Here is an 18,470-nt window from a genome sequence, read left to right as displayed (position 1 = left end):
GCACCGCGAGGGTGCGCGGCCGGCCGGTGCGGAAGTGGTGCACCGCGAAGGCGAGGGCGAGGAGGAGCACGACGGCGAGGGCGGCGGCGGTCTTCGCCTCGATGCCGCAGCGCACGGAGAACCAGGTGGGGAGGCGTTCGGTGAGGGCGAGGTGCCAGGCGCCCGCGACGCGGCGCCGCGGCGGATCCTGGGCGCTCGGCCGTTCCGGCGCGACCGGCCGTTCGTTCGCGACGGGCCGTTCGCGCGCGTCCTGTCGTTCGTGCGCGACCGATCGTTCCGGTGGATCCGGCGCCGCCGCACCCGGCCCACCCCGTGGCTCGGGGCGGGCCGGCAGAGGGGCGAAGAGCGCGGCGGCCCGTGCCCGGACCGCGCCGGGGTCGGGCGCGGGTCCGGATGCGGATGCGGGTGCGGATGCGGATGCGGATCCGGATGCGGATCCGGATGCGGGTGCGGATGCGGGTGCGGATGCGGATGCGGGTGCGGATGCGGATGCGGACGGATGCCTGCGGTGGCGAGGAGTTGCGGTGGTCGATCCCATGTCAGGGACGGTAGGCGGACCGGCACCAAAGAGATGATCTTGCTCAAGTCCTGTGAATTGTTCAGAGGTTGTGGATATCCCCGTCACCCGAAAGGTGTCACAGCGGGGAGACGACCGCCCCCAGCAACCCGGGCCCCGTGTGGGCGCCGATCACCGCGCCGACCTCGCTGAGGATGAGGGTGTTGAGGCCGGGGACCCGCGCGCGAAGCCGCTCCGCCAGGGTGGAGGCGCGGTCGGCGGCGGCCAGGTGGTGGACGGCGATGTCCACCGGCCGGGTGCCCGCCCGCTCGACGACGATCTCCTCGAGCCGCGCCAGCGCCTTGGAGGCCGTACGGACCTTCTCCAGCAGCTGGATGCGGCCCTCGTCCAGCTGCAGCAGCGGCTTCACCGCCAGCGCCGACCCGAGCAGCGCCTGCGCCGCGCCGATGCGGCCGCCCCGGCGCAGGTAGTCCAGGGTGTCCACGTAGAAGTACGCCGAGGTGTCCGAAGCCCGCTTCTCCGCCGCCGCCACGATCTCATCCGCGGAACCGCCCGCCTCCGCCGCCTCGGCGGCGCTCAGCACCGGGAACCCGAGGGCCATGGCGACCATGGCGGTGTCCACGACGCGCACCGGCACCGGTGCGTCCGCCCCCGCGAGCAGCGCGGCGTCGTAGGTGCCGGAGAACTCGGCCGACAGGTGCAGGGAGACGATCTCGGTCGCGCCCGACGCCGCCACCGCGCGGTAGGCGGCGGCGAATTCCGCCGGGCTCGGCCGCGACGTGGTGACGGGCTTGCGGCGCTGCAGGGCGCGGGCGACCGCGGGCGCCGACACCTCGGTGCCCTCTTCCAGCGCCTCGTCGCCGATCACCACCGCCAGGGGCACCACGGTGATCCGGTGCCGGGTCAGGGCCTCCTGCGGCAGGTAGGCCGTGGAATCGGTGACGATAGCGACATGGGGCGACATGTGCGGGAGGTTACCCGCGCCGAAGGCCGGACGACAGTACGGCTCCGCCGAGGTGAACCCCGGTGAACGTCCTCGGAACCCTTCCCGGCCGCGCCCGGCCCGTCACAACGCCTTGGGCGGCTGCCCGGCACCGGGCTCGGACGCCGGCTCGCGCCGCCTCCCCGGCTGAGTGCGCGGTTCCGGTTCCGGCTCCGGGAGCGCCGCGGGCGCCCAGTGCCGCAACGCCCCGGCCTCCAGGTCGATGTCGCGGCCCAGCGCCGCGAGATCGTCGTCGGCGAAGCGGCGGGCGCGGTCCTGGGCGGCCCAGCGCAGCGAGTCCGCGGAATGGGTGATCCGCCGCGTGCGCTCCTCGAGCTCGCCGATCCGGGCGGCGATGCGGGCACGGTCGGGCTCGCGCTCCAGCAGCCTCAGTTCCGCGTCGAGCTCGTGGGCGTGGGAACGCAGCCGGCCGAGGAGGGCGACGGCCTCGCTCAGGGAGGGGTCCACGCTTGCCTGCCCCTCCAGCGCCTCTGCCGTGCTCGTGATGGACGTACGCAGCGCAAGGCGCAACTCGGCGAGCTTCCCGGCGGGCCCCGGCCGGCTGTAGCGGCGCGCTCTGAGACCGGTCTCCTCGACCACGCGGCGGGCCTCGATGCCCGTGCGCTCCACCCCGCGCTTGACCGCCCGCGCCGTCTTGACCGCGGCGAAGACGCCGAGCGCCATGAAAGAGGCGAAGAGCAGCAGGATCACGGCGACGGCGACATCCACGGCGGCTCCTCTGCCTGGTCGGCCCGGTCCGTCCGACCGGCCCGATCCGTTCGATCGGCTGTATGCCCACCGTAAACGGACGGGGACGGGCGAGGGTTCCGGGAGAACCCCTACCCGCCCCCTACACCGACGTGCGCCGACCGGGCGACCAGACGACCGTGCCGCCGTCACGTCCCCAGGCGGGCAGGCCACCGTCAGACGCTCAGCCCCTCAGGCCCTCAGGCCCTCAGGCGGGAACGATGTTCACCAGCTTCGGCGCCCGCACGATCACCTTGCGGACCCCCGCCCCGTCCAGCGCGGCGACGACCGCCGGGTCGGCCAGGGCCTGGGCCTCCAGGTCGGCCTCGGAGATCGTCGGCGGCACCTCCAGACGGGCCTTGATCTTGCCCTTGATCTGGACGACGCAGGTGACGGCCTCGTCCACCACGTACGCCGGGTCGGCCACCGGCAGGTCCTCGTGCGCCAGGGACCCGTCGTGGCCCAGCCGTCGCCACAGCTCCTCGGCGATGTGCGGGGCCAGCGGCGCGATCAGCAGCACCAGGGGCTCGGCCACCGAGCGCGGCACGGGGCCGCCCACCTTGGTCAGGTGGTTGTTCAGCTCGGTGATCTTGGCGATGGCGGTGTTGAAACGCAGCCCCTCCAGGTCCTGGCGGACGCCTTCGATCGCCTTGTGCAGCGCGCGCAGGGTGCTCTCGTCCGGCTCGGCGTCGGTCACCGTGACCTCGCCGGTCGTCTCGTCCACGACGTTGCGCCACAGCCGCTGCAGCAGCCGGTACTGGCCGACGACGGCGCGGGTGTCCCAGGGGCGGGAGACGTCCAGCGGGCCCATCGCCATCTCGTACAGGCGCAGGGTGTCCGCGCCGTACTCGGCGGCGATCTCGTCCGGGGTGACGGCGTTCTTCAGGGACTTGCCCATCTTGCCCAGCTCGCGCTTGACCTGCTCGCCGCCGTACCAGTGGCCGCCGTCCCTCTCCTCGGCCTCGGCCGCCGGGACGGGGAAGCCACGGCTGTCGCGGTAGACGTAGGCCTGGATCATGCCCTGGTTGAACAGCTTGTGGAACGGCTCGGCGGACGAGACGTGGCCCAGGTCGAACAGCACCTTGGACCAGAAACGCGCGTACAGCAGGTGCAGCACCGCGTGCTCGGCGCCGCCGACGTACAGGTCGACGCCGCCGTGCGGCTGCCCCTCGCGCGGGCCCATCCAGTACCGCTCGATCTCGGGGTCGACCAGTTTCCGGTCGTTGTGCGGGTCCAGGTAGCGCAGCTCGTACCAGCACGAACCGGCCCAGTTGGGCATGGTGTTGGTCTCGCGGCGGTAGCGGCGCACGCCCCGGCCGTCGCCCAGGTCCAGCTCGACGTGGACCCACGACGCGTTGCGGGACAGCGGGGTCTCGGGCTCGGTGTCCGCGTCGTCCGGGTCGAAGGTGCGCGGCGAGTAGTCCTCGACCTCTGGCAGCTCCAGCGGCAGCATCGACTCGGGCAGGGCGTGGGCGACGCCGTCCTCGTCGTAGACGATCGGGAAGGGCTCGCCCCAGTACCGCTGGCGGCTGAACAGCCAGTCGCGCAGGCGGTAGTTGATGGTGCCCTCGCCGATGCCGCGCTGCTCCAGGTACGCGATGACCTTGCGCTTGGCGTCGGCGACCTCCAGGCCGTTCAGGTCGATCTCGTCGTTGGCGGAGTTGATCGCCGGGCCCTGGCCGGTGTACGCCTCGCCCTCCCAGCCCTCGGGCGGCCGGACGGTGCGGATGATGGGCAGGTCGAAGACGGTGGCGAACTCCCAGTCGCGCTCGTCCTGGCCGGGGACGGCCATGATGGCGCCGGTGCCGTAGCCCATCAGGACGTAGTCGGCGACGAAGACCGGGATGCGGGTGCCGGTCAGCGGGTTCACCGCGTACGCGCCGCTGAAGACGCCGGTCTTGTTCTTGCCCTCGGTCTGCCGCTCGACGTCCGACTTGGCCTGGGCCTGCTTGCGGTACTCCGCGACGGCCTCGGCCGGGGTGGCCGCACCGCCGGTCCAGGCGTCCTTGGCGCCCTCGGGCCAGGCGGCCGGCACCACGGTGTCGACCAGCGGGTGCTCGGGAGCCAGCACCATGTAGGTGGCGCCGAACAGGGTGTCGGGGCGTGTGGTGAAGACGGTGACCGGGGTGTCGCCGTGACCCTCGACGGCGAAGTCGACCTTGGCGCCCTCGGAGCGGCCGATCCAGTTGCGCTGCTGCAGCTTGATCGCCTCGGGCCAGTCCAGCGCGTCCAGGTCGGCCAGCAGGCGGTCCGCGTAGGCGGTGATGCGCATCATCCACTGGCGCAGCTTGGCCTTGAAGACCGGGAAGTTCCCGCGCTCGGAGCGGCCGTCTGCGGTGACCTCCTCGTTGGCCAGCACGGTGCCCAGGCCGGGACACCAGTTGACCGGGGACTCCGAGGCGTACGCCAGGCGGTACTCGCCCAGCACGGCGTCGCGCTCGGCGGGGGTCAGCTCGGCCCACGCCCGCCCGTCGGGCGTGGGCCGCTCACCCTTCTCGTACTGCTCGACCAGCTCGGCGATGGGGCGGGCGCGGTCGGCCTGCGGGTCGTACCAGGAGTTGAAGATCTGCAGGAAGATCCACTGGGTCCACTTGTAGTAGTCCGGGTCGATAGTGGCGAACGACCGGCGCTTGTCGTGGCCCAGGCCCAGCCGGCGCAGCTGGGACCGCATGTTGTTCATGGCCGCCTCGGTGGTGACCCGAGGGTGCTCGCCGGTCTGCACGGCGTGCTGCTCGGCGGGCAGGCCGAAGGCGTCGAAGCCCAGGGTGTGCAGCACGTTGTGCCCGGTCATCCGCTGGAAGCGGGCGAAGACGTCGGTGGCGATGTAACCCAGGGGGTGGCCGACGTGCAGTCCCGCGCCCGAGGGGTACGGGAACATGTCCATGATGAACTTCTTGGGCTTGGCCAGCTCGCCGTCCCCGGCCAGGTCACCGGTGGGGTTCGGGGCGGCGAAGGTCTGGTTCTGCTCCCAGAAGTCCTGCCAGCGGCTCTCGATGTCGGCGGCCAGGGCGGCCGTGTAGCGGTGGGGCGCAGCCGCCTCGGCGGCGGGGGTGGTCTCGCTCATCGTCCTTCGTACTCCATCGCTGTCATGACGGCCTGCGGCCCGGCCGCCGTACGGACATCTGCCTGCGAACTGCGGAAACGAAAAAGCCCCTCGCACAGGAGGGGCGCCGCACTGACATCGATCCTGGTCAGCGCGGCTTGCTAAGCAGAAGGCGTACGGCATGCATGGGGTCAGGGTACCCCAGAGCGGAAAGGGCCCGTACCGAGGATCCCCCCGGTACGGGCCCGTCCCTGCCGTTTCCGGCCGTGCTCAGCGGCGGTGGTGCGGCTTGTACGAGTCGACGTACCCGCGCGCCGGGGTGCCGACGCCGGTCACGTCGTCGTACCCGACGACCGCGGACAGCGAGCTGTCCTTGCCGAGGCTGCGGAGCGAGGTGAGCAGCCCGTCCGCCGCGTCGAAGCCGTTGGCGTAGTCCACGCGGACCACCGCGAGGTCCTTGCCGCGGCCCAGCGGGTGGTCGGTCACGTCGTGGTACGCGCCGGTGCCGTAGCGGTCGTAGATCAGCGGGTTCGCGAAGCCGATCGGCACGCCGTGCCGGGCCTGCTGCGCCAGCGCCTGGACGCCCGCGATGACGGGCGCGGCGAGCGAGGTGCCACCGATGCGGTACTCGCTGTACTGGAAGGACCCGTCGGGGAACGCTTGGGTCTGGCCGACCAGGAAGCCGGTGTTCGGGTCGGCGACGGCCGCGATGTCCGGCTCGACGCGCTGCTTGACCGTGCCACCGCCTGCCAGGGCGAGCGAGTCGGGGACGACGCCGCGCTGGTAGAAGGGCTGCCCGTAGAGCCTGCTGGTGCCGCCGCCCGCGCCGGAGGTGAAGCCGCCGGGGAAGGCCGTCCAACTGGAGCCGTCCACGGACAGCGTTGCCCTCAGGGTGCCCCAGCCGGTCTCCCACTGGTACTTGTCGCCCTTGCCGACGGCGAGCGAGGTGCCGCCGACGGAGGTGACCCAGGGGGAGTTCGCCGGGGTGTCGACCTGCTTCGCGCCCGTGCCCAGCGGGTTCGCCACGTTGTCGCCCGCGTCGCCGGAGGAGAAGTAGAAGCCGATGCCCTCGACCGCGCCGATCTGGAAGATCCGGTCGTAGGCGGCGGCGATGTCCGGCGTCTCGTTGGACTCGAGGTCGCCCCACGAGTTGGAGACGATGTCGGCGAGCCGGTGGTCGACGATCTTGCCGAGCGCGTCGAGCAGGTCGTCGTCCGTGCAGGAGGAGGCGCCGACGTAAGTGATGTCGGCGGCCGGTGCGACCGCGTGCACCGCCTCGACGTCCAGGGTCTCCTCGCCGTACCAGCCGGAGGCGTCGCACTCGTCGGGGCTCGTGTAGCGGTAGTCGTCCGGCAGCACCTGGGAGAGCTGGCCGCGCTTGTACGGGGCGTCGCCGTTGCGGGCGGCGTACTTCTGGGCGTCGGCGACGATCGTCGGGGAGGCGAACGCGTCGGTGATGGCGACGGTGACGCCCTTGCCGTTGTACGAGCCGGCGCCGTAGGCGGCGCGCAACTGCCTGCCCGTGTAGCCCTTGACGGCGTACGGGGCGTGCGTGCCGTAGGCGACCGGCAGCTTCTTGTCGGTGTTCGACCCGTAATAAGTGGAGAAGGGGCCGGAGTTCTTGAAGACGGCACCGGGCGGCGGCAGCGTGTCCTGGTGCCGCGCGCGCCGCGGGGAGTTGTCCAGGCCGGTGACCGTGAGCACCGCGCCGCCCAGGGAGGCCGGGACGGAGGCGGTCCCGGTCGGGGCGTGGTAAGTCTTCGCGCCCTTTACGTAGTTGTGGAGCTGGGTGCCGAAAGCCTTCTCCGCGTCGGCGACCTCGCCGGTGACGGTCAGGTAGTGGTCGTTGGCACCGGTGATTTTCAGCCCGGAGGACTCCAGCCACTACCGGGTCTGCGCGACCTGCCGCGCGGAGGCGCCGAAGCGGGCCTTGGCCCGCTTCGGCGAGAGGAACTTGCCGTACGAGACGGAACCGGGGTCGGACACCGCCTGCGCGTAGGCCGCCAGGCCCTGGGCGTCGCGGCCTGCGAGGTACACCCGGAGGGTGACCTCGGCCGAGTCGGCGGTGGCGCCCTTGTCCGCCTTTGCGGTGGCCCAGGCCGGCTTGCCGCCGGCGAGGTTGTGACGTCCGTGCGATGCGTCGGCCTGGGCGCTGGGTATGCCCATCGCCAGCACACCGGCGGCCAGCGGCAGTGTCGCCGCCAGGGCCAGGCCGGCCCGCTTCCTCGAGCGGGTGGAGCTCATGTAACCCCCTGCTGTGTGAAGTTCGCGCGGAGCGGCGGCGCGCCGGAACCGGCAGCGCGCGTGGACCGCCAGGCCACTCTCGCGGTGAACAGCTCACGCCAGGGACATGTGTGCGCCAAGAAGGACTCAAGGAAGGCCCACGAAAGGGCAATTGGGACGGCAATCCGACTCGGAATGCGGACATATGGTGCCGGAGAGCGGGCGCTCCGCTGAAGGACCGGTCATCCCTGCCGAACAGCGCCCGAACAGCGCCCGAACAAACCGACGTTAGCAGTTCGTAATGATCGTCATCCCGGGTTGTCGAAAGACGATCGATCCGACCACCCGTACGGGTTAGCGTCTGCCGCATGCGCACCAACCGACAGTCCCCGGACGGTCGCCGGACCCCCCCGATACCGGCGAGCGACATCCTGTCCGGGGCCCTTCGCGCCGCACGGTCGCCCCGCGCCTGGGCGATCGCCGGCACCGCCGCCGCCCTGCTCGTCCTCGCCGCCACCGCGGGTCCGTACCTGCGGGCGTTCCTGGACTTCGGCGCCGGCGTCCTCACCCTCGTCTCCCTGAGCTGCACCGTCATCTGGGGCCTGGTGTCCACCGACACCTTCTTCCTCGGGCCCCGCGAACGCCTGCTCACCCAGGGCATCCACCGTGGCCTGGGCGTGGCCGCGATCGGGTTCCTGATCCTGCACGTGACGACGAAGGTCATCGAGGTACGTGTCACCACCGCCGGCGCCTTCCTCCCCCTCGGGGTGACCGGCCGGGACGGCCTCATCGCTCTCGGCGTGCTGGCCGCCTACCTGATGATCCTCGCCGCCGCCACGGGCGCCATGCGCAGCATCTTCGCCGCCAACCGGCACCCCGTCCGGTGGCGCATCCTGCACAGCACGGCGTACGCGTCCTGGTGCATGGCGCTGATCCACGGCCTGCAGTCCGGCCGTTCGGCCAAGTCCTGGATCGTCGTGGCCTACGGGATCTGCCTGGTGGGTGTCGCCATCGGCCTGATCTACCGGCTCCGCAGGACCCGCGGCGAGGCGCTCTTCCCCGAGACCCGCGAACGCTCCGCCTCCTTCCGCAAGCTCGGGGGCGAACGGGCCGCGTCCCGGGGCGGTTCCGGCGGCCGACGGCGCGCCGCGCCGCGTGAGGAGACCGGGCCCAGCCTGGCCAGCGCCTACAGCGAACCGCTGCCGCCGCTGCCCAACTTCCCCACCGCCCAGCAGTACACGGCTGTCCCTCCCCCGGCCCCTGACCGTACCCTCGGCATGGATCCCGCGGCCGCCACGATGCAACTGCCGCAGTTACCGGCCGAACCTCAGGCGACGTACCCGCAGCAACCGCAGGTGCCGTACCAGCAGCAACTCCAGCAGCAGGCCCAGCAGGCCGGCTGGGACGGCACCCCGGCGTGGGGTACGCCGATGCCGGGCGGCGCGCAGGACGCGGACCCGCTGGGGGCCGACCGGCTCCAGCCGATCGCCTGGCAGCAGTCCACGCCCGGACCCTATGAAGGACAGCGATGAGCGTTCCCGCCATACCGAACCGGTCACCCGCCCCTCGTTCGGGGGCGGGTGACGTGCTCCCCGACGTGCGCACTGTCGGGCTGCCCCGGATCACCGCGGGTTTCGACGAGGTGGAGCGCCTGGACCGGGTGACCCACCTGAACGTCCACGGCTCCATGCCGAGCATGACCGAGGGCGAACTGCTCGACCTCGCCGAACTGATGGGCCTGCGCGGTCGCGGCGGCGCGGGTTTCCCCTTCTACAAGAAGCTCAAGGCCGTCGGTGAGGCCGCGCGCCGGCGCGGCTCCCCCACCGCGGTGATGGTCAACGGCTGCGAGGGCGAGCCGGCCTGCCGCAAGGACGCGGTCATCCTGCGCCGCGCCCCGCATCTCATGCTGGACGGGGCCCTGCTGTGCGCCGAGATCCTCGGCGCCCGCGAACTCGTCATCAGCGTCACCCGCGACACCAACGAGCAGTCCGTCCGCGACGCGCTGGCCGAACGCGGCCTCGGCACCAAGCGCGGCCGCCAGCTGAGGGCCCGGATCGTGCGCATGCCGGAGCGCTTCGTGTCCGGCGAGTCCTCGGGCATCATCTCGGCGGCCAACGGCGGCCTCCCCCTGCCGCCCGGCAAGAAGGTGAGTGCGAGCGAATCCGGCCTCGGCGGCCTGCCGACACTCTTCTCCAACACCGAGACCTACACCCAACTGGCCATCGGTGCCCGCATGGGAGCAATCCGCTTCGGCTCCGCGGGCGCCCCCGGCGAGCCCGGCACCGCCATGCTGACCGTCTCCGGCTCGGTGCCCCGGCAGACGGTCGTGGAGACCCCGACGGGCGTGCCGATGTCGTACATCCTGCAGATGTGCGGCGGTAACCCGGGGCAGGGCGTGCTCGTGGGCGGCTACCACGGCAACTGGATCGACCCCAACGTCGCCTCGATGGTGACCATCGCCCGCGAGAGCCTGGAGGCCCACAAGGCCACCCTGGGCGCGGGCGCCCTGCTCCCGCTGGACCCGGGCCTGTGCCCGCTGGGCGAGTCGCTGCGGGTCGCGCAGTGGCTGGCCGCCGAGACGGCCGGCCAGTGCGGGCCGTGCCGCCTCGGGCTGCCGCGTATGGCCGGACTGCTCCAGGACGTGCTCAACGGCGGCGGGCAGGCCGCGCTGGAGCAACTGCGGCAGACCGCGGTGGCGGTGAAGGGCCGCGGGGTGTGCAAGCACCCCGACGGCTCGATGCGCTTCGTGATGTCCACCATCAACGCCTTCACCGACGACCTGGCCGCCCACGTCCTCGGCGGCGGCTGCGGGCGCCCCACGGTGGGCGTGCTCCCACTGCTGAAGTCCGACCCGCCGGTGCTGCGCGGCGGCGCCCCCGCGGGCGCGACGGCCGCGCAGCCCAGCAACAAGCGCCTGGTCGTGGACTGGACGCTGTGCAAGGGCCACGGACTGTGCGCCGGCGTGCTGCCCGAGATCGTACGGCTGGACCGGGACGGCTACCCCGATATCGCCGGCACCCCCGTCCCACCGCACCTGGACGCGGCGGCGCAGCGCGCGGTGGCCCGCTGCCCCGCACTGGCGCTGCGCATGGAGGAGGGCGGCCGCCGCTGACCGCGGCCGCGTGGCAGAGGGGCCCGGCACCCACGGCCCACGGTGCCGGGCCCCTCGTACGTCCGTGCCGGCCGCCGGGCCGGCACCGCGCGCTCACTCCGCGCGGTCACCGGTCATGCGTCGCAGCCACTGCCGGGCCAGCCGGCGCTCCTCGTTGCTGAACCCGGCCTCGAGCTCCCGTTCGCGCTCGCGCACCACGGGCCGGGCCTCCTCGAGGCGCTCACGCCCGGCGTCGGTCAGGAAGACCTGCTGGCTGCGGCCGTCCGTGGGGTGCCGCCGGCGTTCGACCAGACCCTGGTCCGCGAGCCCGGCGAGCAGTTCGTTGGCCGACTGCCGGGTGCTCGCGACGGCACGGGCCAGGTCGGCGATGGTGATGCCCGGCTGGTCCGCCAGCACGAGCAGGGACGCGTACTGGGCGACGGACAGCCCGAGCCCCGACAAGGCGCCGTCCATGGCCCCGCGCATGTTCAGCCAGGCCTGACGCACCAGGAAGCTCAGGCAGAGCTCATCGATGTCGGCGTCCACCCAGGTCTCCCCTCGCATTGACAGGAACCTTACGTTCTTGGCACGCTAAGAACGTAAGGACCCTGTCCATCTTACCCGAGACGGCCGGTCCGCAGCAGTTCCGTCATACCCGCTCACCGGAGGTGTGCCGTACTATGTCCGATCGCTTAAGGAGTGGGCAGGGAGAGCCCGAGGTCAATCCGGGCCTGGTGCTGCTCCTCTGCTCGGGCGCGACCTTCATGGCGTTCCTCGACCTGTCCGTCGTGAACATCGCGTTCCCCAAGATCATCGAGAAGTTCCCGGACACCGGGATGGCCACGCTGACCTGGGTGGTCAGCGGCTACGCGGTGATGTTCGCCGCCGTACTGACGCCGGCGGGACGGCTGGCCGACACCGTCGGGCGCACCAAGGTCTTCCTCTGGTCGCTGGCCGGCTTCACGCTCGCCTCACTGGCCTGCGGCGCGGCCACCGGCCCGGAGTGGCTGATCGGGGCGCGGTTCGCGCAGGGAGCGCTCGCGGCGGGGATGATCCCCTCTGCGCTCAGTCTGATCATGTCCTCGACCCCACTGGAGAAGCTGATCAAGGCGATCGGCACCTGGTCGGCGGTGGCGGGTTTCTCCGCGGTCGTCGGCCCGGCCATCGGCGGCGTGCTCGTGGAGCAGCTGAGCTGGCGTGCGGTCTTCTACATCAATGTGCCCATCGGCGTCCTGCTGGCCGTCGCCGGGCTGAGGGCGCTCCCCCGCCATCAGCCCGCGACGGGCAGCAGGCTTCCCGACGTCGTGGGCACGGCGGCGCTCGCGCTCGGCATCGGACTGGTCGTGGCCTCGCTCACCGAGGGCGACTCCTGGGGATGGACGAGCGCCCGCACGCTCGGCCTGCTCGCCGGCGGACTGGCTCTGGGCGCGTTCGCGGTGCTGAGGTCGCGGCGGCACGAGTCCCCGGCCATCGCCACCGACCTGTGGAAGAGCCGGAAGTACGCGGTGGTCAACGGCGTCTCCGCGGTCTTCGGCGTGTCGATGTTCGCCTGGCTGCTGGCGGGCGCGCTCTTCGCCACCGGGGTGTGGCACTGGAGCATCATGGAGGCCGCCGGGGCGATGAGCGTCGGCGCGGTCGCCTCCATGATCACCTCGACCGCCGCCGGCCGGGTCTCCCGACCGGCGACGCATCGCTGGCTGGTGGTCCTCGGCGCGCTGATGTTCGCCGCGTGCACCGCGCTGATGGGCAGTGACTTCCTGGGCGCCGAACCCGACTTCTGGGGGGCCTGGGTCCCGACCGGACTCCTGGGCGGCGGCGGTCTCGGCTTCGCCGTCACCTCGCTGTCGTCCATCGCGGCGACCGCGCTCCCGCCGCTGCAGTTCGCGGCCGGCGTGGGGATGAACCTCACCGCGCGCCAGATCGGCGGCGCCCTGGGGACGGCGATGCTGGCCGCGATCCTGGCCGCGCACTCGGCGCCGGGCATCGACGCCTTCCACGACCTGTACCGGGCGTGCACGGCCGTCACCGTCGTGGCGGCGCTCGCCGCCCTGGGGCTCACCGACCGGGCCCCCGCGGCCGCCCCGCGGCAGGAGGCGGACACGCCGGCACCGGCGGAGGTCTCCGGCTCCTGACCCCCGCCCCGGAGCCGGGAAAATCGGCGGCCGGGAGAACATTGAATCGTTCTCCCGGCCGCCGCCCCCCCCGTTTTCCCTCAACATTCCCCACGATTGCTCACCGAACGGCGGAGTAAATCATTCCGGAAAGAATTCAAGGAATAAACCAATCCGCTCCCGCCGATCATTACCGATGGGTCGACTCAAATAATTTTCTTGCAGTCAACCCCTCCCCATGGCAGACTCGGTCGCGGCAGGGCCGGAACTTCGAAAACGACCATGTTCCGGCTCGTAGATCAGTGACCGCGGGGGGACCTGGTGCACACCGTTCTTGATTGGCTCGACCATGCCGCCGAAGATCGCGGAATCCATTTCTCGGATTCCGGTACCGGCTGGTCGTTCGTCTCCTACACCACACTGGCCGGCGAGGCGCACCGAGTGGCCTCCTTGCTCCATGCCCACGGCGCACAGCCCGGCGACGTGGTGTCTTTGCTGGTCAGCGAGGTACGTGACTTCGCACCCGCCTTCCTGGGCACCATGCTGGCCGGCCTCACACCGGCCCCCATCGCCTCGCCCCTCACCTTCCAGGGGAATGACCGGTACACCGAGCACGTCACGGACATCCTGAAGGTCGCCGAACCGGTCCTGGTGCTGTCCGACGCGCCCCTCGCCGAAATAGCCGGGAAAACATCGGCACAACTGGACGGCAGCTCCGTGGTACTCCTCGACGGCGCGGCAGAATTACCGATCGAGGATTCCGCGCGACGCGCTCCGGCGAACCTCGGGCTCCTGCAGTTCACGTCGGGATCCAGCGGCTCCCCGAAGGGGGTCCGGGTGTCCCGGGACAATCTGGCGGCGAATGTCCGGAGCATTCACGAGTGGCTGGGGATATCCGCCGCCGACTCCTGCTCCTCCTGGCTCCCGCTCTACCACGACATGGGGCTCATCGGAACGTTCCTCGGTTCGCTCACGGCCCAGATCGACCTGTGGCTCATGTCACCCCTGGACTTCGTTCGGGACCCGCTGCGCTGGCTGGAGGCGCACGGCCGGCACGGCGCGACCGTGACCACCGCCCCCAATTTCGGATACGGCTACACCGCCAAACGCGTCCGTCCGCAGGACCTGGAGGGAATGGACTTCTCCGGCTGGCGGGTCGCCATGAACGGAGCGGAGCGCATCGATCCCCGTGCCGCCGCCGCCTTCGACGCGCTGCTGGCCCCTCACGGCTTCCGCGCCACGGCCTTCGCCCCCTGCTACGGACTCGCCGAGGCCACCCTCGCCGTCTCGGGCGTCACGCCGGGCACCGGGGCGCGCACCGTACGGCTGGAGGGCGGACTGCACACCGGCCGGCCGGTCGTGCCCACCGACCGCGGACGGCTCGGGTCCGCACACCCCGACGGCGGGACGAACTGGCTGACGTCCTGCGGCCCGGCGGTGCCGGGCACCCGCGTGGACATCGTCGACGAGGACGGCGCGCCGCTCCCCGAGGGGCACTTCGGCGAGATCCGCGTCCGGGGGGCGTCCGTGGCGGGCGGCTACCGGTCCTCGGTACCGGACGCCTCGTCCGACTTCACGGACGGCGGCCTGCGCACCGGCGACTCCGGATTCCTGCTGGACGGCGAGCTGTTCGTGGTCGGGCGGGTCGGCGACAGCATCAAGGTCCGCGGTCGGAAGGTGCACGCGGAGGACCTCGAGACCGCGCTCACCGCGATCGACGGCATCCCGTCCGGGCGCTGTGCCGTCGCCCTCGGCACGACCGGTGAGGCCCACCACGTGGTGGCCGTCGTCGAATCGGGGCAGGCCGGCTGGCTCGACGGCGCGCTCGCCGTGGTCCGCGCCGCCACCGACGACACCGTCGGGGTCACCGTGGTCCGCGCCGCGCGGGGCGGCATCCCCCGCACCTCCAGCGGCAAGCCGCGCCGGCGCCTGCTCTGGCGCCGCTTCCAGGACGGAGAGGCCATCGGGGAGGTCGTGCACGGCACGGCTCCCGCCGGCCCCGTCACCGGCTGACCCGGCGCCTCCCGCACATCCGGCGCACCCGGCCCTCCCGGCACGTGCGCCGCAGCCGCAGTCCCCTTCACAGTCCCATGCGCAGCACATTCCTTTCCGTCATCCGTGAATTCCGCCGCATTCCCGCCGCGGTCACGCATGCCCTGACGACGTGAATTCCCACAAGGAGACGAGTGCCATGACGACCGCCGCCACCACGGACACCGGCCCCGGCCAGGGATACGTCCCCGACATCACCGCGGAAACCGGCGCCGACGAGCACGGACCCGGCCAGGAACGGCAGGGCCGGCTCGCCACCTCCGCCGACCTCTACCGCCGCTGGGAACGGCAGCAGTGGAGCGTCGCCGAGGTCAGGCCGGCCCGTGACGCGGAGCGCTGGAACGCCCTCACCCCGTTCATGCGGCAGCAGATGCTGGGCGCGCTGGCCGAACTGGAGGTCGGCGAGGTCGCGGTGACCCACACCCTCGGCACGCTGATCGACAGCCCGCCGACCGAGGACGACCGCATCTACCTGTGCACCCAGCTCGCCGACGAGGCCCGCCACGTGAGGTTCTTCCAGACCTACCTGGAGGACGCCTGCGGCATCGACCTCGACGCCGCGGAGGGCGGCGACCTGGAGGCGGCGGCCGACTACGCCAAGGTCTTCGCCCCCGAGCTCACCAGGGTCACCTCGGAGGTCCGGCGCAGCGGCGACACCGAGTCCTGGTACCGCGCCCTGGTCTACTACCACCTGATCACCGAGGGCGTGCTGGCCGCCACCGCGCTGCGCACCACCCGCTTCCTCGCCCGGCGGCTGCGGCTGGCCGCCCTGGAGGAGGGCCTGACCAACGTCACGCGGGACGAGTCCCGGCACGTCTCGTTCGGGCTGCGGGCCGCCGAGGACGGCGTGGCGCGCGGTTTCGGCCGAGTGGTCGAGGACGCCCACTTCGAGGCGGTCGGGATGGCGGCCTGGGTGCTCGTCGGCCCGGCCCGCCACAACCCCTCGCCCGCCATCCCCGCCGCGCTCGCCAGCCGGGCCGCGCAGTTGCAGGGCTCCGTCGACATCGGCGAGGAGCGGCTGGTCAAACAGCTGCGCCTGATCGGTATGCCCGAACTGGCCGACCGCGCCCAGCGGGCCTGGCGCGAGGAGATCGACAAGGCGCTCTCCGCCTACGAGGAGCGGTGGTCGGCCCCGCACCCGATCCGTGCCGCGGCCCGCGACGCCGCCGCCCGGTGAGCCACCCGTCAGTACACCTCTCAGGAAAGTGAGTTCGGCATGTCCAACGAGTCCACACGCGCCAGGGTCCGCGAGATCGTCGGCGAGATGAGCCCCAGCGGCAAGCGGGACGTCGCCCCCTCGGACCTCCTGGTGGAGGACCTCGGCTACGACTCCCTCGCCGTGATCGAGCTGTCGCTGCAGATCGAGTCCGCCTTCGGTCTCAGTTCCGTGAGCCAGGGGACGGTGCCCGACATCATCACCGTCCAGGACGTCGAGGAGCTGGTCGTGCAGGCCCTCGCCACCCCCATCGACGCCGCGTGAGCGCCGCCGTGACCCCGGCGAAGGAGCGCGCCGACCGGCACTGCCTGGCGGAGGACGCGGCGGCGGAGCTGCTGCGCCCCGCGCCCTGGCGCCGGTTCGCCGTGATGGGCGACAGCTTCGCCCAGGGCGTGGGCGGCCCGTGCCCCGGCTACGCCGACGTGCCCTGGCCCGATCGGGTCGCGGGCGCCCTGCGGGCCACCCGGCCCGGACTGGAGTACCTCAACACCGGCGAGACGGGGCTGCGCACCGCCCAGGTGCGCGAGACCCAGCTGGAGCGGGTGCTGGCGTTCCGCCCCGACCTGGTGAACGTCGCCTCCGGCGGCAACGACCTGTTCGTCCCGGAGCCCGACCTGGACGCGGTCGAGGCCGACCTCGACGCCATCTACCGGGCGCTGCGCGAGCGGAAGGCGCACATCTTCGCCTTCACGGTCGCCGACATCTTCGACGCCTTCCCCGAACTGGCCGAGTTCCGCACCAGGATCGCCGCGCTGAACGAGCGGATCAGGGCCGTGGCCGGCCGCTACGACGCCACCGTCGTGGAGATGGAGCGGCATCCGGTCCGGAACGAGCCCACGCTGATGAGCGGGGACGGGATCCACTTCTCGATGCACGGCCACGCCGTGCTCGCGTCCGAGATCATCCGCAACCTCGCGCAGGACGTCGCGTGACCGGGCCCGCCGCCTCGGCCGCCGGCGCCGACTACGTCGTGGTCGGCGCCGGCTCGGCCGGCTGCGTCCTCGCCGCGCGGCTGAGCGAGGACCCCTCGGTGCGGGTCGTCCTCGTCGAGGCGGGCGGTCCCGATCGCAAGGCGGAGATCAGCATCCCGGCCGCGTTCCCCAAGCTGTTCGGCACGGAGTACGACTGGGCGTTCTCCACCGCCCCCCAGCCGGCCCTGGGCGGCCGTGAGGTCTTCTGGCCGCGGGGCAGGACCCTGGGCGGTTCCTCCTCGCTCAACGCCCAGATCTGGACGCGCGGTCACCGCGCGGACTACGACGGCTGGGCCGCCGCCGGCCTCACCGGCTGGGGCTTCGCCGAGGTGGAACCGTACTTCCGGCGGGCCGAGGAGACCCTGGGCGTCCGGCACCTGCGGGATCCCAATCCGACCACCGCCGACTTCCTCGCCGCCTGCGCCAAGGCGGGCATCCCGCCGATGGGCGACACCGAGTGGACGGCGCCCGAGGGCTGCGGGCCGATCCGCGTGACCCAGCGCAACGGCCGTCGCTGGAGCACCGCCGACGCCTATCTGCGCCCCGCCCTCGGCCGGGACAACCTGACCGTCCTCACCGCGGGGCAGGCCCGGCGGGTCGTGCTCGACGGCACCCGCGCGGTCGGCGTGGAGATCGCCACGGTGGACGGCCCGCGGACGGTGGCGGCGGCCCGCGAGGTGATCCTCGCCGCGGGCGCGGTGGGCAGCCCGCACCTGCTCATGCTCTCCGGCGTCGGCGACCCGGAGCAGCTGCGCGCGCACGGCGTCCCGGTCGCCGTGGAGCTGCCCGCGGTGGGCCGGGGGCTGAGCGACCACCTGTTCGCGCCGCTCGCCCTGGCCGCCCGCGAACCGGTCTCGCCGGGCATCGGCGACCAGGCCGAGGACGTGATGCGGTACTTCCGCCACCGCACCGGGAAGCTGAGCTCCAACCTCGCCGAGGCCGTGGCCTGGCTGCGCACCGACGAGCGGCCGGCGGCCCCGGACGTCGAACTGCTGTGGATGCCGGTGCCGTTCCTCGACCACGGGCGCGGCGACCCCGGGCACGGGGTGACGCTCAGCGTCGTCCTGCTGCAGCCGCAGAGCCGCGGCCGGATCACGCTGCGGTCCGCCGACCCGGCCGCGGCGCCCCTGATCGACCCCGGCTATCTGACCGACCCGGGCGGGGCCGACCTGGCCACGCTGACCGCGGGCATCCGCCGGGCCCAGGACATCCTCCGCCGGGAGCCGCTGGCGCCGTGGCTCGGGGAGCCGCTGGTCGCCGGGGTCCTGGACGATTCCGCCGACGCCGTGGCCGCCCTGGTGCGACGCCACGCGGAGACGCTCTACCACCCCGTGGGCACCTGCCGTATGGGGGCGGACGAGGCGTCGGTCGTGGATCCCCTGTTCTGCGTGCGGGGGACAGCGGGACTGCGCGTCGTCGATGCCGGCGCACTTCCTGTCGTCCCCCGCGCGCACACCCACGCCCCGACCGTGATGCTCGCCGAGCGCGCGGCCGACCTGCTGCGCACCGCCTGACCC

Annotated in this window: 12 protein-coding genes and 1 pseudogene; 8 read left to right on the top strand and 5 right to left on the bottom strand. The window is 72.5% G+C overall.

What is annotated here, in order from left to right:
- Positions 1-635: 635 nt before the first annotated feature.
- The 4 genes and pseudogenes from AC3EUJ_RS22205 to AC3EUJ_RS22190 form a co-directional block, all read right to left on the bottom strand.
- Positions 636-1,481, bottom strand: coding sequence for a DegV family protein (locus AC3EUJ_RS22205; RefSeq protein WP_431963970.1), 846 nt, complete (start codon positions 1,479-1,481; stop codon positions 636-638).
- Between the two features lie 102 nt (positions 1,482-1,583).
- Positions 1,584-2,228: a hypothetical protein gene (locus AC3EUJ_RS22200; protein WP_431963969.1), complete on the bottom strand. Its 645-nt coding sequence runs from the start codon at positions 2,226-2,228 to the stop codon at positions 1,584-1,586.
- Between the two features lie 226 nt (positions 2,229-2,454).
- On the bottom strand, positions 2,455-5,310 hold the full coding sequence (gene leuS / locus AC3EUJ_RS22195; RefSeq protein ID WP_431963967.1) for a leucine--tRNA ligase: 2,856 nt from the start codon (positions 5,308-5,310) through the stop codon (positions 2,455-2,457).
- Between the two features lie 249 nt (positions 5,311-5,559).
- A pseudogene (locus tag AC3EUJ_RS22190) lies at positions 5,560-7,533 on the bottom strand (S53 family peptidase).
- A gap of 347 nt (positions 7,534-7,880) precedes the next feature.
- Here AC3EUJ_RS22190 and AC3EUJ_RS22185 point away from each other — a divergent pair.
- Both AC3EUJ_RS22185 and AC3EUJ_RS22180 read left to right on the top strand, forming a co-directional pair.
- Positions 7,881-9,044, top strand: coding sequence for a ferric reductase-like transmembrane domain-containing protein (locus tag AC3EUJ_RS22185; RefSeq protein ID WP_431963965.1), 1,164 nt, complete (start codon positions 7,881-7,883; stop codon positions 9,042-9,044).
- Positions 9,041-10,624, top strand: coding sequence for an NADH-ubiquinone oxidoreductase-F iron-sulfur binding region domain-containing protein (locus AC3EUJ_RS22180; RefSeq protein WP_431963963.1), 1,584 nt, complete (start codon positions 9,041-9,043; stop codon positions 10,622-10,624). The genes AC3EUJ_RS22185 and AC3EUJ_RS22180 overlap by 4 nt, the downstream gene beginning before the upstream one ends.
- Before the next feature lie 93 nt (positions 10,625-10,717).
- On the opposite strand, the gene AC3EUJ_RS22175 is transcribed toward AC3EUJ_RS22180, so the two are convergent.
- Complete coding sequence (locus AC3EUJ_RS22175; protein WP_431963961.1) at positions 10,718-11,167, bottom strand: MarR family winged helix-turn-helix transcriptional regulator; 450 nt, start codon at positions 11,165-11,167, stop codon at positions 10,718-10,720.
- A 116-nt stretch (positions 11,168-11,283) separates the two neighbouring features.
- On the opposite strand from AC3EUJ_RS22175, the gene AC3EUJ_RS22170 reads away from it, so the two are divergent.
- The 6 genes from AC3EUJ_RS22170 to AC3EUJ_RS22145 all read left to right on the top strand — a co-directional run bounded on the left by AC3EUJ_RS22170 (position 11,284) and on the right by AC3EUJ_RS22145 (position 18,467).
- A complete protein-coding gene (locus AC3EUJ_RS22170) occupies positions 11,284-12,735 on the top strand; it encodes an MFS transporter (protein WP_431963959.1) in 1,452 nt (483 codons plus the stop codon).
- 300 nt (positions 12,736-13,035) lie between these two features.
- On the top strand, positions 13,036-14,727 hold the full coding sequence (locus AC3EUJ_RS22165) for an AMP-binding protein (protein ID WP_431963957.1): 1,692 nt from the start codon (positions 13,036-13,038) through the stop codon (positions 14,725-14,727).
- Between the two features lie 178 nt (positions 14,728-14,905).
- Entirely contained in the window at positions 14,906-15,943 is a 1,038-nt protein-coding gene (locus AC3EUJ_RS22160) for a ribonucleotide-diphosphate reductase subunit beta (RefSeq protein ID WP_431963955.1), read from the top strand.
- 39 nt (positions 15,944-15,982) lie between these two features.
- Positions 15,983-16,246 carry an acyl carrier protein gene (locus AC3EUJ_RS22155; RefSeq protein WP_431963953.1) on the top strand — a complete coding sequence of 88 codons (264 nt, stop codon included), beginning with the start codon at positions 15,983-15,985 and terminating at the stop codon, positions 16,244-16,246.
- Complete coding sequence (locus AC3EUJ_RS22150) at positions 16,243-16,914, top strand: SGNH/GDSL hydrolase family protein (protein WP_431963951.1); 672 nt, start codon at positions 16,243-16,245, stop codon at positions 16,912-16,914. The genes AC3EUJ_RS22155 and AC3EUJ_RS22150 overlap by 4 nt, the downstream gene beginning before the upstream one ends.
- Positions 16,911-18,467 carry a GMC family oxidoreductase gene (locus AC3EUJ_RS22145; protein ID WP_431963949.1) on the top strand — a complete coding sequence of 519 codons (1,557 nt, stop codon included), beginning with the start codon at positions 16,911-16,913 and terminating at the stop codon, positions 18,465-18,467. Before AC3EUJ_RS22150 ends, AC3EUJ_RS22145 begins: the two co-directional genes overlap by 4 nt.
- Positions 18,468-18,470 lie beyond the last annotated feature (3 nt).

The sequence above is a fragment of the Actinacidiphila sp. bgisy160 genome (assembly GCF_057707815.1).
Note: the sequence above shows the minus strand (reverse complement) of the source record. Positions and strands in the feature narration are given on the sequence as shown.

Excerpts from the sequence above, each read along its gene's own strand:
- AC3EUJ_RS22175 (WP_431963961.1), bottom strand. The coding sequence starts at position 11,167 with ATGCGAGGGGAGACCTGGGTGGACGCCGACATCGATGAGCTCTGCCTG.
- AC3EUJ_RS22185 (WP_431963965.1), top strand. The coding sequence starts at position 7,881 with ATGCGCACCAACCGACAGTCCCCGGACGGTCGCCGGACCCCCCCGATA.
- AC3EUJ_RS22160 (WP_431963955.1), top strand. The coding sequence starts at position 14,906 with ATGACGACCGCCGCCACCACGGACACCGGCCCCGGCCAGGGATACGTC.
- AC3EUJ_RS22205 (WP_431963970.1), bottom strand. The coding sequence starts at position 1,481 with ATGTCGCCCCATGTCGCTATCGTCACCGATTCCACGGCCTACCTGCCG.
- leuS (WP_431963967.1), bottom strand. The coding sequence starts at position 5,310 with ATGAGCGAGACCACCCCCGCCGCCGAGGCGGCTGCGCCCCACCGCTAC.
- AC3EUJ_RS22170 (WP_431963959.1), top strand. The coding sequence starts at position 11,284 with ATGTCCGATCGCTTAAGGAGTGGGCAGGGAGAGCCCGAGGTCAATCCG.
- AC3EUJ_RS22180 (WP_431963963.1), top strand. The coding sequence starts at position 9,041 with ATGAGCGTTCCCGCCATACCGAACCGGTCACCCGCCCCTCGTTCGGGG.
- AC3EUJ_RS22155 (WP_431963953.1), top strand. The coding sequence starts at position 15,983 with ATGTCCAACGAGTCCACACGCGCCAGGGTCCGCGAGATCGTCGGCGAG.